This is a genomic window from Paenibacillus sp. GYB003 (genome assembly GCF_036577625.1).
Lineage (GTDB): Bacteria > Bacillota > Bacilli > Paenibacillales > NBRC-103111 > Paenibacillus_AB.
In genome coordinates this window covers 52,519-69,262 of record NZ_JARBDC010000012.1, presented here as the reverse complement: position 1 = coordinate 69,262, position 16,744 = coordinate 52,519, and the positions used below count along the sequence as shown (strand labels likewise).

At 59.5% G+C, this 16,744-nt stretch carries 20 protein-coding genes; 1 reads left to right on the top strand and 19 read right to left on the bottom strand.

Annotation, left to right across the window (positions count from 1 at the left end):
* Window positions 1-58: 58 nt before the first annotated feature.
* The 16 genes from PV407_RS07365 to PV407_RS07290 form a co-directional block, all read right to left on the bottom strand.
* Entirely contained in the window at window positions 59-724 is a 666-nt protein-coding gene (locus PV407_RS07365; protein WP_332089257.1) for an HAD family hydrolase, read from the bottom strand.
* Window positions 721-1,371: an HAD family hydrolase gene (locus tag PV407_RS07360; protein ID WP_332089256.1), complete on the bottom strand. Its 651-nt coding sequence runs from the start codon at window positions 1,369-1,371 to the stop codon at window positions 721-723. Before PV407_RS07360 ends, PV407_RS07365 begins: the two co-directional genes overlap by 4 nt.
* 23 nt (window positions 1,372-1,394) lie before the next feature.
* The gene (locus PV407_RS07355; protein WP_332089255.1) at window positions 1,395-2,009 is read right to left on the bottom strand and encodes a DUF4269 domain-containing protein; all 615 of its coding nucleotides are present in this window, start codon (window positions 2,007-2,009) and stop codon (window positions 1,395-1,397) included.
* Window positions 1,991-2,479: an NUDIX hydrolase gene (locus PV407_RS07350; RefSeq protein ID WP_332089254.1), complete on the bottom strand. Its 489-nt coding sequence runs from the start codon at window positions 2,477-2,479 to the stop codon at window positions 1,991-1,993. The genes PV407_RS07355 and PV407_RS07350 overlap by 19 nt, the downstream gene beginning before the upstream one ends.
* 31 nt (window positions 2,480-2,510) lie before the next feature.
* On the bottom strand, window positions 2,511-2,987 hold the full coding sequence (locus PV407_RS07345; protein WP_332089253.1) for a GNAT family N-acetyltransferase: 477 nt from the start codon (window positions 2,985-2,987) through the stop codon (window positions 2,511-2,513).
* Window positions 2,988-3,014: 27 nt separating this feature from the next.
* Window positions 3,015-3,356, bottom strand: coding sequence for a hypothetical protein (locus tag PV407_RS07340; RefSeq protein ID WP_332089252.1), 342 nt, complete (start codon window positions 3,354-3,356; stop codon window positions 3,015-3,017).
* Window positions 3,331-3,672: an MmcQ/YjbR family DNA-binding protein gene (locus PV407_RS07335; protein WP_332089251.1), complete on the bottom strand. Its 342-nt coding sequence runs from the start codon at window positions 3,670-3,672 to the stop codon at window positions 3,331-3,333. Before PV407_RS07335 ends, PV407_RS07340 begins: the two co-directional genes overlap by 26 nt.
* 14 nt (window positions 3,673-3,686) lie before the next feature.
* Entirely contained in the window at window positions 3,687-4,193 is a 507-nt protein-coding gene (locus PV407_RS07330) for an NUDIX hydrolase (protein WP_332089250.1), read from the bottom strand.
* On the bottom strand, window positions 4,193-4,606 hold the full coding sequence (locus tag PV407_RS07325) for a GNAT family N-acetyltransferase (protein ID WP_332089249.1): 414 nt from the start codon (window positions 4,604-4,606) through the stop codon (window positions 4,193-4,195). The genes PV407_RS07330 and PV407_RS07325 overlap by 1 nt, the downstream gene beginning before the upstream one ends.
* Window positions 4,607-4,927: 321 nt before the next feature.
* The gene (locus tag PV407_RS07320; RefSeq protein ID WP_332089248.1) at window positions 4,928-5,296 is read right to left on the bottom strand and encodes an NUDIX hydrolase; all 369 of its coding nucleotides are present in this window, start codon (window positions 5,294-5,296) and stop codon (window positions 4,928-4,930) included.
* A 499-nt stretch (window positions 5,297-5,795) separates the two neighbouring features.
* Entirely contained in the window at window positions 5,796-7,343 is a 1,548-nt protein-coding gene (locus PV407_RS07315; protein WP_332089247.1) for a response regulator transcription factor, read from the bottom strand.
* A gap of 3 nt (window positions 7,344-7,346) precedes the next feature.
* Window positions 7,347-9,092: a sensor histidine kinase gene (locus tag PV407_RS07310; protein ID WP_332089246.1), complete on the bottom strand. Its 1,746-nt coding sequence runs from the start codon at window positions 9,090-9,092 to the stop codon at window positions 7,347-7,349.
* Between the two features lie 202 nt (window positions 9,093-9,294).
* Window positions 9,295-10,083: an ankyrin repeat domain-containing protein gene (locus PV407_RS07305; protein ID WP_332089245.1), complete on the bottom strand. Its 789-nt coding sequence runs from the start codon at window positions 10,081-10,083 to the stop codon at window positions 9,295-9,297.
* Between the two features lie 15 nt (window positions 10,084-10,098).
* Window positions 10,099-10,407: a hypothetical protein gene (locus PV407_RS07300; protein ID WP_332089244.1), complete on the bottom strand. Its 309-nt coding sequence runs from the start codon at window positions 10,405-10,407 to the stop codon at window positions 10,099-10,101.
* Between the two features lie 52 nt (window positions 10,408-10,459).
* Window positions 10,460-11,494 carry a flavin-containing monooxygenase gene (locus PV407_RS07295; RefSeq protein WP_332089243.1) on the bottom strand — a complete coding sequence of 345 codons (1,035 nt, stop codon included), beginning with the start codon at window positions 11,492-11,494 and terminating at the stop codon, window positions 10,460-10,462.
* 56 nt (window positions 11,495-11,550) lie between these two features.
* A complete protein-coding gene (locus PV407_RS07290; RefSeq protein ID WP_332089242.1) occupies window positions 11,551-11,937 on the bottom strand; it encodes an ArsR/SmtB family transcription factor in 387 nt (128 codons plus the stop codon).
* 141 nt (window positions 11,938-12,078) lie between these two features.
* Here PV407_RS07290 and PV407_RS07285 point away from each other — a divergent pair, with 141 nt between their 5' ends.
* Window positions 12,079-12,450: a hypothetical protein gene (locus PV407_RS07285; RefSeq protein WP_332089241.1), complete on the top strand. Its 372-nt coding sequence runs from the start codon at window positions 12,079-12,081 to the stop codon at window positions 12,448-12,450.
* 108 nt (window positions 12,451-12,558) lie between these two features.
* On the opposite strand, the gene PV407_RS07280 is transcribed toward PV407_RS07285, so the two are convergent.
* Genes PV407_RS07280 through PV407_RS07270 form a run of 3 tightly spaced genes read right to left on the bottom strand, consistent with a single transcriptional unit; the run spans window position 12,559 to window position 16,589 of the window.
* On the bottom strand, window positions 12,559-14,451 hold the full coding sequence (locus tag PV407_RS07280; protein WP_332089240.1) for an ABC transporter ATP-binding protein: 1,893 nt from the start codon (window positions 14,449-14,451) through the stop codon (window positions 12,559-12,561).
* Window positions 14,448-16,175 (bottom strand): ABC transporter ATP-binding protein, encoded by a 1,728-nt coding sequence (locus PV407_RS07275; RefSeq protein WP_332089239.1) that lies wholly within the window; start codon window positions 16,173-16,175, stop codon window positions 14,448-14,450. Before PV407_RS07275 ends, PV407_RS07280 begins: the two co-directional genes overlap by 4 nt.
* A 12-nt stretch (window positions 16,176-16,187) precedes the next feature.
* Window positions 16,188-16,589, bottom strand: coding sequence for a hypothetical protein (locus PV407_RS07270; protein ID WP_332089238.1), 402 nt, complete (start codon window positions 16,587-16,589; stop codon window positions 16,188-16,190).
* Between the last annotated feature and the right edge of the window lie 155 nt (window positions 16,590-16,744).

The following is a 16,744-nucleotide window of genomic DNA, read 5'->3' as shown; positions in this document are numbered from 1 at the left end:
CGCCTCCTTTGCGTGCTGGATTAGCCGAGCCGCCGAACGGCTGGAGAGAGACGAATTTTCAGTCCCCGTCGTAGACGTAATCGGCAAGCTCCCGCATCGAACGAATATGGCCGATGACTGGCACGGACCTGCGTTCGAATTCCGCCGTATTCGCATGATAGGCCAAAAACGGAACGCCTCCTTGCTGCGCCGCTTTCCCGTCGATCCACGAATCCCCGACCGCCAGCCATTCGTCCGCGCGAATGTGCGGATAATGGGACAGCAGGTGAAGCAAACCGGACGGCGACGGTTTTAGCGCCGCCATTTGCTCCCTGCCGGCGATATGCTCGAAGCATGAAACGATTCCGGTGCGATGCAGAGCCTCGATCGCCGCTTCCCGCGCATTGTTCGTCAGCACCGACATCGCGACGTCGCCGCGAAGCCGTTCCAGCACCTCCGGGACGAACGGCTCGAGCTCCGCGCCGGCCATGCCTTCCCGCTCGCCGCGGACGACCGTGTCCCAAATCTCCGCTTCCCAGGCCGCCTGCAGCTTGCCGGACCCGCGGGCCGCCTCGATCAACGTCGCGATCGTATGCTCGCCCAGCGGAAAATCGGGCGGCAGCACCCCGCAGCCGTTCAAAAAGCCGAACACGTCCCGCTTTATCCGCGGGAAATCGATGCGCGACCGCAGCAGCGTATTGTCCATATCGAAGACGATCGCTTTGTAGCGACAGCGCCGTTTCATTTGCGCCCTTCCAAAAAAGCGAGCAGCTCGTCCGTCCGCTTCACGTACAAGTCCGGCTTCGTCTCGAAGCGGTGCGTCTGCACGTTGTCGAGCCAATGCGCCCCGATCGTGAATACGCCGGCGCCTTTGCCGGCGCGCATATCCGCCTCGCTGTCTCCGATGAACACCGTCTCTTCCCGCTTCGCCCCGAGGCCGTTCATCGCCGTGACGACCCCTTCGGGGTCCGGCTTCGGCTTCATCATCTCGTCGCCGGAGACCGTTACGCCGAAGTAATGCTTCATGCCGAGCCGCTCGAGCGAAATATCCAGCGAAGCCCGGCCTTTGCCGGTGACGATGCCGAGACGGTACCCGTCGCTCGCGAGCCGGTCGAGCAGAGCGATCATGTCCGCGTTCGGCCGAACCATCCGGTCGTGCTCCTTGTCGTACAGCTCGTAAAAAAGCCGGACGGCGTCTTCGGCGGCATCCCGGTTGCGAAGATTGAAGCGGATAATGTCCGCTTCGGTCGGACCGAACATCGCCACGACGTCTTCCGCCGTCAACGTTTTGCCGTCGTATTTCAAAAACGATTCGGCGATCGAATGAATGCATATCGGCAGCGTGTCGGCCAACGTGCCGTCAAAGTCGAAAAGTACGGTCGTGATGCTCATCCTTGTCCCCGCCCCTATCCGTATTATTTTATGTCGTTAATCGTTAATGCGGCTAACAACCGATCGTCGGTATAATGCGCCAGCTTCAGCAGCGCCTCGTACGGATCGCCCGCCAATCCGAAATACGCCGCGAACGCGGGCTCCGTCTTCATCCCGCCCCGTTTCAGGGAAAGAACGGCCTCCTTCGCGCGATCGCCGAAAAGCTCCAGCAGCCGGGCTTCCACGACCATATGAACGAATCCGTTTTGCGAAGCGACCGGCGTCGACTCGGCGTACAGCTCGACCGGAAGCCCGTCGCAGGCGAACCGGGCGACGGCCCGCTCCTTCCGCCCCTGCGCAGCCGGCTTTCGCGTAAACGAGAAGCGGTCGAAGCCGCCGAATGCGTCCCGCACGCTCCGCTCGAACGCGTCCAAATCCGCCGCTTCGCAGACGATATCCAAATCGCTGCCTTCGATATCGATGCCGATCGGAATCGTGCCGACGACGGCCGGATCATATCGCTTCAACCCGGCGAGCAGCCCATAGCGGGTCAAGACGTCGTACGCTTTCCTCTGAACGGGAGTTCCGTCCTTCAAATAACCGGCATCGAACCAGTTTCGTTCCCGTATCGCGATCGTCGTCACCCTTTCGTTTGCCAATGATCGAACCGTCCCGCCTTGCCGGGCAATTCGCCGGTTAGCAACCAACGGACGGCGTCCCGGACGAGCGGAGACGCGTCGTCCTCGGCAATCGAGTCGACATCGATCCACTCGGCCCCGTCCGAATCGTCGAAACAAGGCGAATTCGCGACGTCCCCTCGCACATATTCGACTTCGTACAGCACCGCGATATGGTGGCAATGCGTGTGGTCGAAACGATCCCGGGTCCAGGCCACGATATTATCGCGCGCCCCGAGACACCGGTTGATGCCGACGTCGACGCCGGTTTCTTCGCGAAACTCCCGTCTTACCGCCTCCTCCATCGTTTCGTTCGGCTCGATCGTGCCCCCCGGCAAATCGAACCGTTTCGTATACGGCCCGCCTTTTTTGCGGATAACGAGCAGCTTTCCGTGCGACGCGCAAATGCCGTACGCGCCGATATGACGATGCCATTGCTCCGTTTTATTCATCGATGCCTCCCGAACCGTTATGGAGTAACGCTTACAGCACGATCTCGAATTCGATTTCGTGATCGATCGGAATGCCGTCATAGCCGACAAGCGGAATTTGCGGCTTCAGCTTGCGCGCTGCCGCAACGGCGCCCGTATGGAGCGCGCACATGCGGAAGCCGCGTTTCTGGTAAAAGCGCATGGCCGCCGTATTGTCGTTCGTCGTAATGAGCCAGACGCGGCGGCAGCCTTGCCGTCTCGCTTCGCGGACGACCGCCTCGACGAGCGCGCCGCCTACGCCTTGACGCTCCAGCCAGCTGTCGAGGGATACGATTTCGCAATGGCCGAGCCGGATGTCGTACGTGACGAGACCGACAAGCTCGTTCTCGCGTCGGCAGACGAAGCCGTCCAGCCGGTCCGCCCGATGAACCCGGCCGCGCGAGACGAGCACGGGAGACCCCCACTCCTGTTCGATTTTGGCGACGACCTCGGGTCGAATCGCCGGTTCGATCGGTTTCAGTTCAAACATAGGCGGAATCCTTCCTTTCTCCGGCGTTCATCCAGTGCCGGTATCGTCGAAGCGGATTTCCCGGACAATGCCGTTATGCGTCCAAAATTCCAGCGTGACGCGAGCTTTTTGGTCGGCGTAACCGAATATGCGCGCCCCTTGCTCCGTTCGTTCGTAGCCGCATTTGCCGTGACCCGCGAAAATCGTTTCGACCGCGGAACCGATGCGGACGCCTTTTTCCGTCGACTGCTGCCGATTGGCTCCGGTGACGACGATTCGTTTGACCTGCGTATCGCCTTTGGCGGCGGCTGCGAAAAGTCCGCTATCCGCTTCGCAATAATCGGAGTCGGCGCGTTCCAGCCGACTATCCCTCTGCGTGATATGCCGCAACGAGACGCTTCGGCGCCGTCAACCGCCATGCCTGGATCAGATGCGCCTTCAGCGAATCGGGGTCGATGCGGGACAATCGAACGACCATCATGCTATAATTGCGATAATGCGGCGGAACGCTGTACGTGTCCGGCTCCGACTCCGATAGCAGCCATCGCTCGTCTTCGGGCGCTTTGATGGCGAGCGACCGGCCGTCTTCGAGCATGCGCGCAAAAATTTTGTCTTTGACCCGGAATGCCGGGGTACCCCACGCTTCGCGCTCCGTCGCTTCCGGCAGCGACAGCGCCATACGGCGAACTTGTTCGACATCGATCATTGCGGCACTTCCTTTCAAACGGACAATAACGGCTCCAGCGGCGCTCGTTCGTAACGGACGAGCCGGTTTCCTTCCAGCACGCAGCGGTGAACATAGCAGCGATCTGCTTCCTCCAGCGCCGCGGGCAAGTAACGGGGGATCGCTTCGCCGACGCCCAAATTGCGCTCGGACAAAATCCAATCGATTTCCTTCCACTCCAGCAGTCCTTCATCCGTCCGGCGCGGCGTCGGAACCGACACATGAGGCGGCAAATCGGCGATAAACAAATACATGCCCTCGGACGGGGCACGGTCCGGCTCCCATCGAACGACGCCTTTGAAGCGGGCGTCCGTCAGACGGATGCCCGTCTCCTCGTACGCTTCGCGCAGTACGCCGGCCAGCGGCGATTCGCCTGCCTCCAGCTTGCCCCCGACGCCGTTCCACAGCCCTTTGGCCGGCGACCGGTCCCGATTCAGCATCAAAATGCGGCTCCCTTGCCGGACGAACAAAATCGTGTACCGCGGCTTTTCCCGATCTTCCATCATACGTCCTTCGAGTAGAGCAATATGCCGCTCCTTCTCTCCCATCCGGTTCCGGACCAATACCGGTTGCCGATATCGTTCGATTCCAGCGTAAACAGATGGCATTTGTCGACGCCGGCCGCGCGCAGTCCGTCGAGGCTGCGTTCGACCAACCGTTTGGCGATGCCGTTGCCCCGAAGCTCCCGGCTTACGGCTACATGATACAGAAAGCCTCTTCGGCCGTCGTGGCCGCACATGATCGTGCCGACCACCCGCTCGTCCTGCATGCAGACGAAGCTAAGCCCGGCGTTCCGCCGCAAAAAGCGTTCGATATTCGGCTTGGCATCCGCCTCGCTCAATACGAGCCCTTCCGTCTCGTTCCACAGCTCGATCATTTGCTCGTAGTGACCGAGCTCCATCTCTGCGACTTCCATGCTTTCGTCTCCTTCTGTCTCGCGCCTCGTTCAACTTTTCCCGGGAAAGCGCACAAACCGACATGCGTAACGGTTCAAGCCGAAACGTGTCGCCTGGGCGAAGCGCCGTCTCGTTCGGCAGCCGCAAAACGACAATTGCGGCCCGTTTCGCGCGGCTTCGACTTTCCATTCGGCCGATTATCTTTTTTATCGAATCTGTCTATGTACGACGGGCTTCCAACCATTTGCGCAGCATTTCCTTATGCCGCGCAAACGCAAATTGATCGTACGGAATATGTTCCGGTTCAAACCACCGCAGCTCCGACGATTCGTCCGACTTCATCAGTTTGCCGCGACGATTCGGGCTTCGTAAAAAACGATGCATACTTGTTTGCCTCCGACGACGTCCAGCAGCTTTGTCGGCTCAATCGCAAGTCCCGTCTCCTCATAAAGCTCCCGCGCCACGCATTGCTCGATCGACTCCCCCGGCTCCGCCATCCCGCCCGGCAGCGCCCATAAACCGTAACCGGGCTCGATCGCCCGCCGTTCCAGCAATATTTGCCCCCGGTCCGTCAAAATAGCGGCCGCGCCGACGGTTTGCCTCGGATACGACGTATAGTGTCCTTCCGGACACCGCCGGAAGCTTTTGCCGACCGTCTTCGTGTCCGTCAAAGCTCGACCGCAGAACGGACAATACTTATACTCGCCCATCGAACGGCTCCTCCCCGGGCAGTTGATGGCCGCCGGCGGCGTCGATTTCCGACAAAACGGCGCGCAGCGCCGGGGCGTTGCCGTGAATGTCCGTCATAATCGCCCATTTTCATCCCGCGTGAAGCCCCCACGTTAAGCATAGCGCCGATTGGCGATGCCGCATTTTGCACATTAGCGAACGTATCCATGCTGAACCCCTCGCAGTGACCGGGAAATCCTCACGCTAATTTAGATGCTCTCCCCGCTGCCGGCCGCTTTAGAAGGAAAAGCTCCCGCTATGTTCTCCCGAATCGCGGTTTTTGCCGATGCAGCGAGACTTTACAGGGAGCTTTTCCCGTTAACTCGAACCGACATCTATTCGATATACGAATTTAGAGGGAGATTTTCCGGTTTAGTTGAACCGCAAGGCCGATCAAAGCAGAGAAAGCGCCGGACGGTTAAACGGAACGGGCTGTGCGTCGGTCACGTCCAGGAAGCAGCATCGCAGATGTTGCGCGGCTCAATCGCCGGACGATTCGTATTCCTTCGGCGTGCAGCCGACGAGCCGCTTGAACGTTTTCGCGAACGATTTCGAGTCGGAGAAGCCGACCGCCTCGGCGATTTCGTACACTTTCATTTCGCCGGAGCGCAGCTTCCGCTTCGCCTCCTCGATGCGAATGCGGGTGAGCGTTTCCGTCAGCGACTCGCCCATTTCTTTGCTGAACAGGTCGCTCAAATAGCTGCGGCTCAGCTTCACGTGGTCGGCGATGTCGACGGTACCGATATTGCGGCCGTAATGCTCGCGCATGAAGCGGATCGCTTTTTTGATAAACGGGTTGCCCGGCTCCTTCGCCGTTCCGTGGCCGAGCGGCTTCGTCCACAGCCCGCGCGCCGTTTCCTTGACGAACGCGCAAAGCGGATCGACATGCGCCATGGCGCGAAGCGGCTGCAGCGCCGCCGCCGGCATGTCGTCCTCCTCAGAACCGTTCGGCTGATGCTGCCGCGCGAGTCCGAACGCAAGCCCGATCATGTCGGCCAAAAACGTTTGCAGCTTGTCGACGTTCGGCTTATTCCGCCTGACCGACTCCGTCAGGACGTCGGCCCAATGGTAGGCCGCCTCCCGGTTGCCGGTCGAAACGGCGCGCAAAAAGTCGTTTCGTTCCGCGACCGGCAGCGGTCCGTCCTCCGCCGCCTCCGGCCAGGCCAGAACGAACGCGTCGGGCGCTCCGTAAAAACGCGAATGCAGCTGTCGGCGGTGCGCCGCGAAGCTTTCGGGAAGAAGCTCCGGCTTGCCGATCGCCGGTCCGAGGCAAACGAACCAGTCCGTTCCGGGCGCCGCCCGTTCCTTGATATACGCGTACACGGCCTGCGCGCAGCCGTACATCCGCTCGTACCGTTCTTTTTCCGACGCCGATTTCTCATAGCCGAACAGAACGATCCGGGAACGCTCGCTCCATTTGACGATCGCCCGGCTTTCCGGAACCGTCCGCTCTTCGCCCGCAGGCAGCCCGCCCGGATCGCCTTCGATCCATACGGTGAACAAGCCGCAGCCCGGCGCAAACAGCTCCGCCTCGATGCGGTCCCGTCCCGCCCCGGTTTCCACGTATTGGCGCAGCGAGTCGGCGAGCCGGTGCGCGCCCGATTGCTGCATATGCTCCCGCCATTCGGCGAGCGCCCGCATCGTCCGCCGCTCCTCGTCGAGCTTTGCGCGAACCGTTTGCAAAATCGCCAGCAGCTCCTCCGGCTCCATCGTCGGCTTCAAAATGTAATCTTGCGCGCCCAGCTTCATCGCTTCCTTGACGTAGGCGAAATCGTCCAGGCAGCTCAGCACGAGCAGCCCGACGTCGCCGCGAACCGCTTTCGCCTCGCGCATAAGCGCCAGTCCGTCCATTCTCGGCATGCGGATATCGGTAATGACGATGTCGATCGGCTTGCTGCGCAGCTGCTCCAACGCCTCGACGCCGTCGGCCGCTTCCCCGGCGAGCCGAAAGCCGTGCCGCTCCCAATCGACGAGAGCTTTCAAGCCGACCCGAATAATCGGTTCGTCGTCCACGATCAATACGTTCACGCTTTACGCCTCCTCGCTTCGGTGTATGGGCAGCGACAGCCGGACCGTCGTTCCTGCGTTCGGCTTGCTGAAAATATGCATCTTATAATCGGGACCGTAGTACAGCTTGATTTTATCGCGAATGTTGCTCAGACCGATTCCGCTCATCCGTTCTTTGGAACCGTGACCGCGCAGGGGCGGCTCCTGGACCGTTTCCGGGGAGGCGAACCCTTTCCCGTTGTCCTGAACTTCGCAAAGCAGCAAATCGCGGTCGAGCCACGCCTTGATCGTAATTTCTCCGCCCTCCGCGCCATTCTCGAAGCCGTGAATGAGCGCGTTTTCGACGAGCGGCTGAAGCATCATTTTCGGAACGAGGCAGATCGAGGCGAGCGGGTCGATGTCCAAATTCATCCGAACCGTATCCCCGTAGCGAAACGTTTGAATCGCCATATAATCTTTGATCAGCCCGATTTCTTCCTTCAGCGTCAAAAAATCGCCCTTCTTCCCGAGACTCGCCTGCAGCAGGCGAACGAGCGCGCTGACCGCGTCGGAAATTTGCGGCGTTCGGTGTATTTTCGCCACCCATTTGATCGTATTCAGCGTGTTGTACAAAAAATGCGGATTGAGCTGATATTGCAGCGCTTCGATTTCCGCTTCCTTCTTGAGCGATTCTTCCTGCTTCGCCTGCTTGATCGTTTCCTCGAGCCGGTTGAGCATTTGGTTGTAGCTGCTGCCGAGCTCGTCGATTTCGCGAATGCTGGCGGACATCCAGTACGCCTTCAAATCTCCGGATTCGGCGCGCTTCATCAGCTGCCTCAGCGAATGGAGCGGCCTCGCGAACAAAGCGGAGAAAACGAGCGAGCTGATGATCGATACCAGCACCAAAATCGCGCAAAAAACAAGGATCGTGTTGCGCAGCGACGACCGGAGCGAACGGATGTCGGTATTCGGCGCCTCCAGGTAAGTCATCCACGACGCGCCCGGCGCCGAGACCGGACGCTGGGAGAAATAGACGTCCGCTTCGCTGCGCAGAAACGGCTCCTTGTCCGACAAAAACAACGAGGCGCTATGGCTTGTCGCGGGGTCGCGCCGGCCGCTCTCGAACAAGATCGAGTCGGTCGCCGCATCCCACAGCACGAGATCGGACAAATCGTTGTCGGCGCGTATTTCGCCAAGCAGCCGGGACATGTCCATCACGATTTCGATATGGCCGACGATGACGAAATTCGCCGCGTCGTAGAGCGGCCCGACGAAGCCGATGCCGTTTCTCCCTTCGTCGCGGACGAACAGATCGGTCCGGTTGACCGGCACCCGCGCGTCGCGGGGCTCGTAGTCGAAAGGATTGCCGACCGCGCAAAACGAACCGTTTCCTTCGAGCGCGAAGCAGATGTCGGTCACGTTTTTGCGGTATTCCAGCTGGAAGACCGCCGTACGCACGATCGACTCTTTCACGGCGCGAAACGCCGCTTCGTTCATGATCCGGCCGTCGCGGTTCATTTGCAGCAGCAGTCCGACCGATTCGTGCTGCACCCAGGTGCGGTACATATATTCGAGCTCGCGCATTTCCCGTTCGAGCCGGCGCTGCACGTTATCGTGCTTTCGCGCGACCGCCGCTCTCCATTCTTCGTCGGAACGCTCGAGCGAATGCGCGTAAAAGATCGAGAGCGCGGCAAATACCGGGACCGAGCCGATCAGAAACAAATAAAGGAACAGTCGCAGCTGGAAGCTCCGGAATGGCCGCGAGCCGAGCCGCGGAAGCCAACTTTTCATAAGTCACCCGTTTTTTGTCATGCAGGCTTATACCTCCTATACTTCGACAAAAGCGGCCCGATTCCTACTTCGCCGCAAGCATCGTTTTCCCATCCATCGTCCGGCATGTCCGTCCCCCGATCCGAAGCGGATGCGCATGGCGAAACAGGCTGCCGGATGTCCGACAGCCTTGCCTCATCGTTACGCTGCAATGTCGCCCGTTTCAGCCGCTCGCGCCGGACGGCCGGGCGCCGCGTCCGCGCAGCCACTCGGCCAATTCGTCGGCGCCGCCGCGGAGCGCCGCGTCGAGCGGAGTCAGACCGTCCCATGCCGAAACCCAATTCGGATCGGCGCCTTTGCTTAGCAAATATTCGGCACAATGACGCTGGCCGCCATGACAAGCGCACCAAAAGGCGACGTCGATTTCGTTCGGAGGCGGGGAGCTTCCCGCTCCCCACGGATATCGGTTCGAAAGCGCGGCCCCGGCGAAATGAGCCTTCAAGGACTCCAATAGGCCGAGCGCCGACGCATGCCAAAGAGCGGTCCGCGCTCCGCGTTCGACCAGCCTTCTCGCCGCGCGCCATTGCCCGAACGCCACCGCATCGTCGAGCGGCGTTCCGCCGGCGATGACCGCGCCCGGCGCCTCGATGTCGGCGCCGGCACCGAGCAGCGCGTCGATCGCCTCGACGTCGTCGCAGCTGGCCGCCCAATGAAGCGGCGTCTCGGCATGCGGGCCGACGAACCCGGCGTTTGCGTCCGCGCCGGCCTCGATCAGCGCGGCAATGGTCGCGGCAACGTTCGGAAAGCGGCCGGGCCAGTCGGTCGCCACATGAAGGAGCGTGCGCAAGCTCCGTCTTTCCGTTTCGCCGTCCGCGCTATCGCTTCGAGCGACCGACGCGGCGGCCAGCTCCGGATGGTCGGCCAGCAGTCGTTTCAGCGCCGGCACGTCCCCGATGCGGATCGCCCGAACCGCGGCCGAGGCGAGCGGTTCGTCTTCGCGAATCATAAACATGCTCGTTCCTCCCTTTTACCCCAATCTCTTGCTTCCCGTTGTCAGCAGCCTCATGCTGTTCAAGATAACCAGCAGAGCGGCGCCGGTGTCGCTCAGTACCGCGATCCACAGCCTCAGCCATCCCGGGAAGGTCTTCAAATGGTTTTCAATCGTCATTGCGCAGGAGCTGCAATCCATGCCGTCAATCCGGTAAGACCGGAGAGGCTGCCGCCGCTCCGGTACGTCCGCCGCCGTGTCCGCGCCATTTGCGGCATGATCGCCGCTGTCGAGTCGGCAGCAGCCTTTGTCGCCGCAGCTTTCGTTAGGTCCGATCGAGCCGCTCATGCTTCCACTCCTCAGATTCAAATTCGCATCTGCTTCCCTGTCCAACTTCCGTTTAAAGCATTTGCGCCAATCGCTCCGCGTCTTTGGCTACCCATCCCATAAGCGCCGAGCCTCTGCTCGACTGCCACGGAAGGCCGAGAAAGAACAACCCGGCTACGGGGCTGACGCCGTTTCGGGTCACCGGCGTACCGTCCTCGCGAAATGCGCCCGGAATCCGGATCCAACCGTAATCCGCCCGAAACCCGGTTGCCCAAACGACATTGTCCGCATGAAAAGAGGTGCCGTCTTCAAAACGGATGCCGGTCTCGTCGGCGTCCGCGCATTTTGGAAACGAACCTATCGCTTTGGCGTTCAGCAGCTTTTTCAAATCCAAACCGTATATTTGCTCCGGCTGTTTCCGGAGCCATCCCCCTAATGCGGAATCCGCATCGGCTTCCAGCAGACCGAGCTTGTCGAAATACCAGAAAATGCTCGTTCCAAACAGGTAGAGCGGTTTGAAACGCAACGGACGGCCGTAAGACAAATAGACGCTCCTTTGCATGGCCAGCTCGACGGCGATCTGAGCGCCGGAATTGCCGGCCCCGACGATAAGCACGCTGCCCTGCTGCAGCTGGCCTGGATTCCGATATTCGGCGGAATGAAGTTGAATCACGCGATCCGGCAGCCGCTTCGCGAACTCCGGTATTCGCGGCTTATGAAAAGGACCCGTAGCGACGACGACATGTCGGGCCGAAAAATCGCCTTGATCGGTGCGCAAGACGAACCTCTTTTCGTCTTGTACCATGGAAGTCACCTTCGTGCGATATTGGATCGGCAGCGAAAAATGACGGGCATACGATTCCAAATAATCCGCCGCTTCGTCCTTCGAAGGCAGACCGTTCGATTCTCCTTGAAATGTCAGCCCCGGCAACCCGTCGTACATTCTTGGCGTAAACAAATGCAGCGAATCGTACCGATTCCTCCACGTATCGCCTGTCCGCTCGTTCGCGTCCAAAATCAGAAACGGCGATCCTTTTCGTTTCAAATAATAGCCGATCGCAAGCCCTGCCTGTCCCCCGCCTACAACGATCGTTTCCGTATGTCTCAATCGCTTCACCCATTTCGATGACTGTCTGATGAAGTTTCGGCTGACGAATGCGCCGATCAAACGTTCGCCAATGTTTCGTTCCCGCGTACCTGTGCGGACATAACGAGCCGCTTGACGCGGTCGTCCTTGAGCGAATAAAAGACCAGCTTCCCTTCTTTGCGATGCTTCGCGATTCCCATATTCCGAAGCGACCGGAGATGATGCGATACGTTGGCGATGGCGGAGCCGAGCATATTCGCCACGTCGCACACGCATAATTCGTCTTCCTGGCATAGCGCCAGCGCGATCCGCAGCCGCGTCTCGTCCGCCAGCGCTTTGAACAGCCGCGTCATTCCTTCCGCGTCGATCCCCGAAAGAAATTGTTTTCCGCGCGCGACCTTTTGTTCGTCGAAGCAGTATACGTCGCAAACGTCCCGGGCCATAATGATCACCTCGATTTTCATTCAAACACGCGTTTGATTAAAAGTATATATCGTTTGCGCAACATATTCAAACATTCCTTTGATTGAAAATATTTGATTTGCGGTAACGCTTTGGGCGCTGGGCGAATATCCTAACGGTAAATAAAGGAGGCGCTGAAAACCATGTACCCGATTCAACCCGAAAGAGCCGGCTTATCGGCGGAAGATATCAAGGCACAATGCCACAAGTACATGAATTACCATGTTATCGCGCACGGGAACGACGGTTCGCAGTTCGAGGGCATTATCGACGGCATGGACGAGGAAGGGGTTACGATGCTCGTCCCCGAAGACGTCGATGGAGAAGAACGGGAGTTCGACCCGAGGCAGCCGTTTGGCTACGGCCGAAGAAGATTCCGCAGATTTCGCCGGCGGCGGTTTCCGTTTTTCTTTTTCGCTTTCCCGTTTTTCCGGCCTTACCCGTACTACTATCCGTACTACCCGTACTATCCCGGATATGGATACGGGTATGGATACGGCGGAGGCTACTATTGAACTTGAACGAGCATGCGGGAACCAAAAAGAAGCCTGTGCGTCCGTCAGGAAACACAGGCTTCTTTTTCGGTTTGCGGGACGGGCCCGCCGCAGCCCCGTTCGAACCGGCTAAACCGCGTCCTGATGCTGCTTCGTCGTCGCGAACTGGCTGTTGTACAGATCGGTGTAAAAGCCGTTCAAAGCGAGCAGTTCCTCATGGGTGCCCTGCTCGACGACGCGCCCGTGGTTCATGACCAGAATAAGGTCGGCGTCGCGAATCGTCGACAGCCGGTGCGCGATGACGAAGCTCGTGCGCCCCTTCATCAAATCGGTCATCGCTTTCTGGATATGCACCTCGGTTCGCGTATCGACGCTGCTCGTCGCTTCGTCCAATATAAGGATCGTCGGGTTCGCGAGAATCGCGCGGGCGATCGTCAGCAGCTGCTTCTGGCCTTGCGACAAATTGGACGCCTCTTCGTTCAGGATCGTATCGTAGCCGTCCGGAAGCGTACGGATAAAATGGTCGGCATATGCCGCCTTCGCGGCTTGCACCACTTCCTCCTCCGTCGCGCCTTCGCGGCCGTACGCGATATTGTCGCGGATCGTGCCGTTAAACAGCCACGTGTCCTGCAGCACCATGCCGAACATCCCCCGAAGCCCGCTTCGCTTCATGTCGCGTATGTCGACGCCGTCGATCGAGATGCCGCCGCCGCCGATTTCGTAAAAGCGCATCAGCAAATTGACGAGCGTCGTTTTGCCGGCGCCCGTCGGCCCGACGATCGCGACCGTCTGCCCGGGACGAATCGAGATCGACATGCGCTCGATGAGCGGCGCGTCTTCCTTGTACCCGAACGATACGTCGCGGAACTCGACGGATCCTTGCGGTTTCCGGTGCATCGCGGCTTCGGACGCTTCCGGCACTTCCTCCGGCTCGTCGAGCAGCTCGAACACCCGTTCGGCCGAAGCGAGCGCGGACTGGATCAGGTTGGCGATATTCGCCACCTGCGTGATCGGCATCGTAAACTGCTGCGAATATTGGATGAACGCCTGCACGTCGCCGATCGTGATCGCCTGACGGGTGACGAAAATGCCGCCGACGACGCAGACGAGCACGTAGCCGATATTGCCGACGAACATCATGAGCGGCATGATGATGCCGGACACGAACTGGGCCCGCCAGCCGGCATCGTACAGCTTTTCGTTGATCGATTGGAACGTATCGACCGCTTTTTTCTCGTGTCCGAACGCTTTGACGATCGTATGGCCCCCGTACATTTCTTCCACGTGGCCGTTCAGCTCGCCGAGCGTCTTTTGCTGCGCGGCGAAATATGTTTGCGAGCGGGTCGCCACCTTTTTGGTGACCAGGACGCTGAGCGGCAGCGTAACGATCGTAATGAGCGTCAGCAGCGGGCTGATCGAAAGCATCATGACGACGATGCCGACGAGCAGGACGACCGATGAAATGAATTGCGCGAGCACCTGCTGCAGCGTGTTGCCGATATTGTCCACGTCGTTCGTGGCCCGGCTCAATATTTCGCCGTGCGTGCGGGAATCGAAATATTTCAGCGGCAGCCGGTTCAGCTTGTTCTGCACGTCTTTCCGCAATTCGAATACGACTTTTTGCGCGACGCCGGCAACGATGAACTGCTGCACGAACGTAAACAGGGCGCTCAGGGCGTACAAGCCGACGAGCAGCAGCAAAATGCGTCCGATCGCATCGAAGTCGATTGCGGCGTCAGGGACGTTATTCAATTTCGCAACGGCGCCTTCGAACAGCCGGGTCGTCACTTCCCCCATAATTTTCGGGCTGACGATGCCGAACACAGTGCTTAAAACGGCCGCGACGAGCACGATCGACAGCTGTCCCCGTCTCCGCTTCAAATAGCCGAGCAGCCGCTTCATCGCGCCTTTGGCGTCTTTCGCCTTCTGCACCGGCATGCCCATCATGCCGCCGCCCGGCCCGAAGCCGGGACCGCGCATCGGCTGTCCCGCGGGAGCTTTGTTTCTATGCGATTCGCTCATGCGATCTCCTCCTCCGACAGCTGGGACGATACGATTTCACGGTATACTTCGCATGTTTCGAGCAGCTCGCGATGCGTGCCGATGCCCGCCACCTCGCCGTCGTCGAGCACGACGATCCGGTCGGCGTTCATGATCGTGCTGACGCGCTGCGCCACGATGATCAGCGTCGCGTCGGTCGTCTCGGCCTGAAGCGCGGCGCGCAGCGCGGCGTCGGTTTTGTAATCGAGCGCGGAGAAGCTGTCGTCGAACACGTAAATCGCCGGCTTGCGGACGAGCGCGCGCGCGATGGATAGCCGCTGCTTTTGCCCGCCGGAAAAGTTCGTTCCGCCCTGCGCCACGACCGACTCGAAGCCGTCCTTCATTTCCGCGATGAACGGCTTCGCCTGCGCGACCTCCGCCGCGCGCTCCACTTGCTCCGGGGAGGCTTCTTCGTTTCCGAACCGGATATTGCTCTCCACGGTACCGGAAAACAGCGACGCCTTTTGCGGCACGTAGCCGATCATGCCGCGCAGCTGCTCCTGCCGCATGGCGCGCACGTCGCAGCCGTCGATTCGCACGCTGCCGCCGTCCGCGTCGTAAAAACGGAGCAGCAAATGAACGAGCGTCGATTTGCCGGAGCCGGTTCCGCCGATGATTGCCGTCGTTTCGCCCGGCCTGGCCGTAAACGATACGCCTTTCACGGCCGGCTGCTCCGCGCCGGGGTAGCTGAACGTGACGTTGTCGAATTCGACGATCGCTTGCCGGAGATCCGTGTCGCGAACGCCCGGCCCGTCGACGATCGTCGGCGCGGCGTTCAGCACTTCGTTGATGCGCACCGCCGATGCCGAAGCGCGCGGAATCATCATGAACATCATCGACACCATCGTCAGCGAAAACAAAATTTGCGAGGCGTACTGCGTAAAGGCGATCAAATCGCCGACCTGCATATAGCCGCGGTCGATCCGGATGCCGCCGAACCACATGATCGCAACCAGGGACAAATTGAGCAGCAGCAGCATGACCGGGAAAATGACGGACATCATCCGCGTCACTTTGATCGCCGTGTCGGTCAAATCCGCGTTCGCCGCGCCGAATCGGCTCCGCTCCCATTCGGTCCGGTTGAAAGCCCGGACGACGCGAATGCCGGTCAAATTTTCCCGGAGGACGAGGTTCAGCCGGTCCAGCTTCGCCTGCATCGCCCGGAACAGCGGAGTACCTTTCGACGCGATCAGCACGATGACGCCGACGAGCAGCGGGATGACGGCCACCAGCACGAGCGAAAGCTTCGCGTCTTTCGAGACGGCCATGACGACGCCGCCGACGATCATAAGCGGAGCGCTCAAAAACATCCGCATCATCATGAACAGCACTTGCTGCACTTGCGTAATGTCGTTCGTCGTTCGCGTAATCATCGACGCGGTGCCGAACTTGTCGAATTCCTGCAGCGAAAACCGTTCGACATGGCCGAATACGCTGCCTCGGACGATTTTGCCGAAGCCCGAAGCCGTCTTCGAAGACAAATAGCCGGCCGTTACGTTGCACAGCGTACCGAGAGCCGCGACAAGCAGCATGACGGCGCCCGTCGTCAAAATATAGGCCGTATTGCCGTGCATGACCCCGACGTCGACGATGTCGGCCATCAGCGTCGGCAAGTACAGCTGGGCGATCGATTGCAAAAACATGAGGGCGACGATCGCGATCACCCATGAACGGTACGGCTTCAAAAACCGGAAAAGCTTGAACATGCTTTCACGCTCCTATTCGATATCGGGGCCGGGAGCCTGTCGCGGTCTTCCTCGCCCTCCGCCGCGACGGGCGTCGCCCGGATCGTCCGCGGCATGATCGCGACGGTGGGTCCGGCCGGGAGGGATCGGACCTCGATGCATCTCCGGATGTATGCACGAAGGCGGTCCTTCGCGCAAAAAAATGCCCCTTTTGCTCCGGTACTCGTCCAAAATGGCGGTCTGCCCCTCTTCCGACAGCTCCTGCTTGAACGATTCGATCTCGTCGCTCACGAGCAGCGAGAGCGCTTCGTTGACCGACAAATTCAAGCTCTCGCAATATTTGCTGAACAAAGCGAACAACTCGTAGTCGACTTTCCACGGATACTGGTGGTATTCTTCCTTCGATTTTTTCGCGTATTTTTTCAGTCTGCCCATAATGCCACGCCTTTCCAGGTAAATGTGTCTGCAAATAATATTACATATCTATTTCGATATGTAAATGTAATTATAACTAAATTTATTAAAGCACATCTTCCTATACATCTTTCAAAGCTATACGACTACTATATCCGGTTAAAAACGAAAAAAAA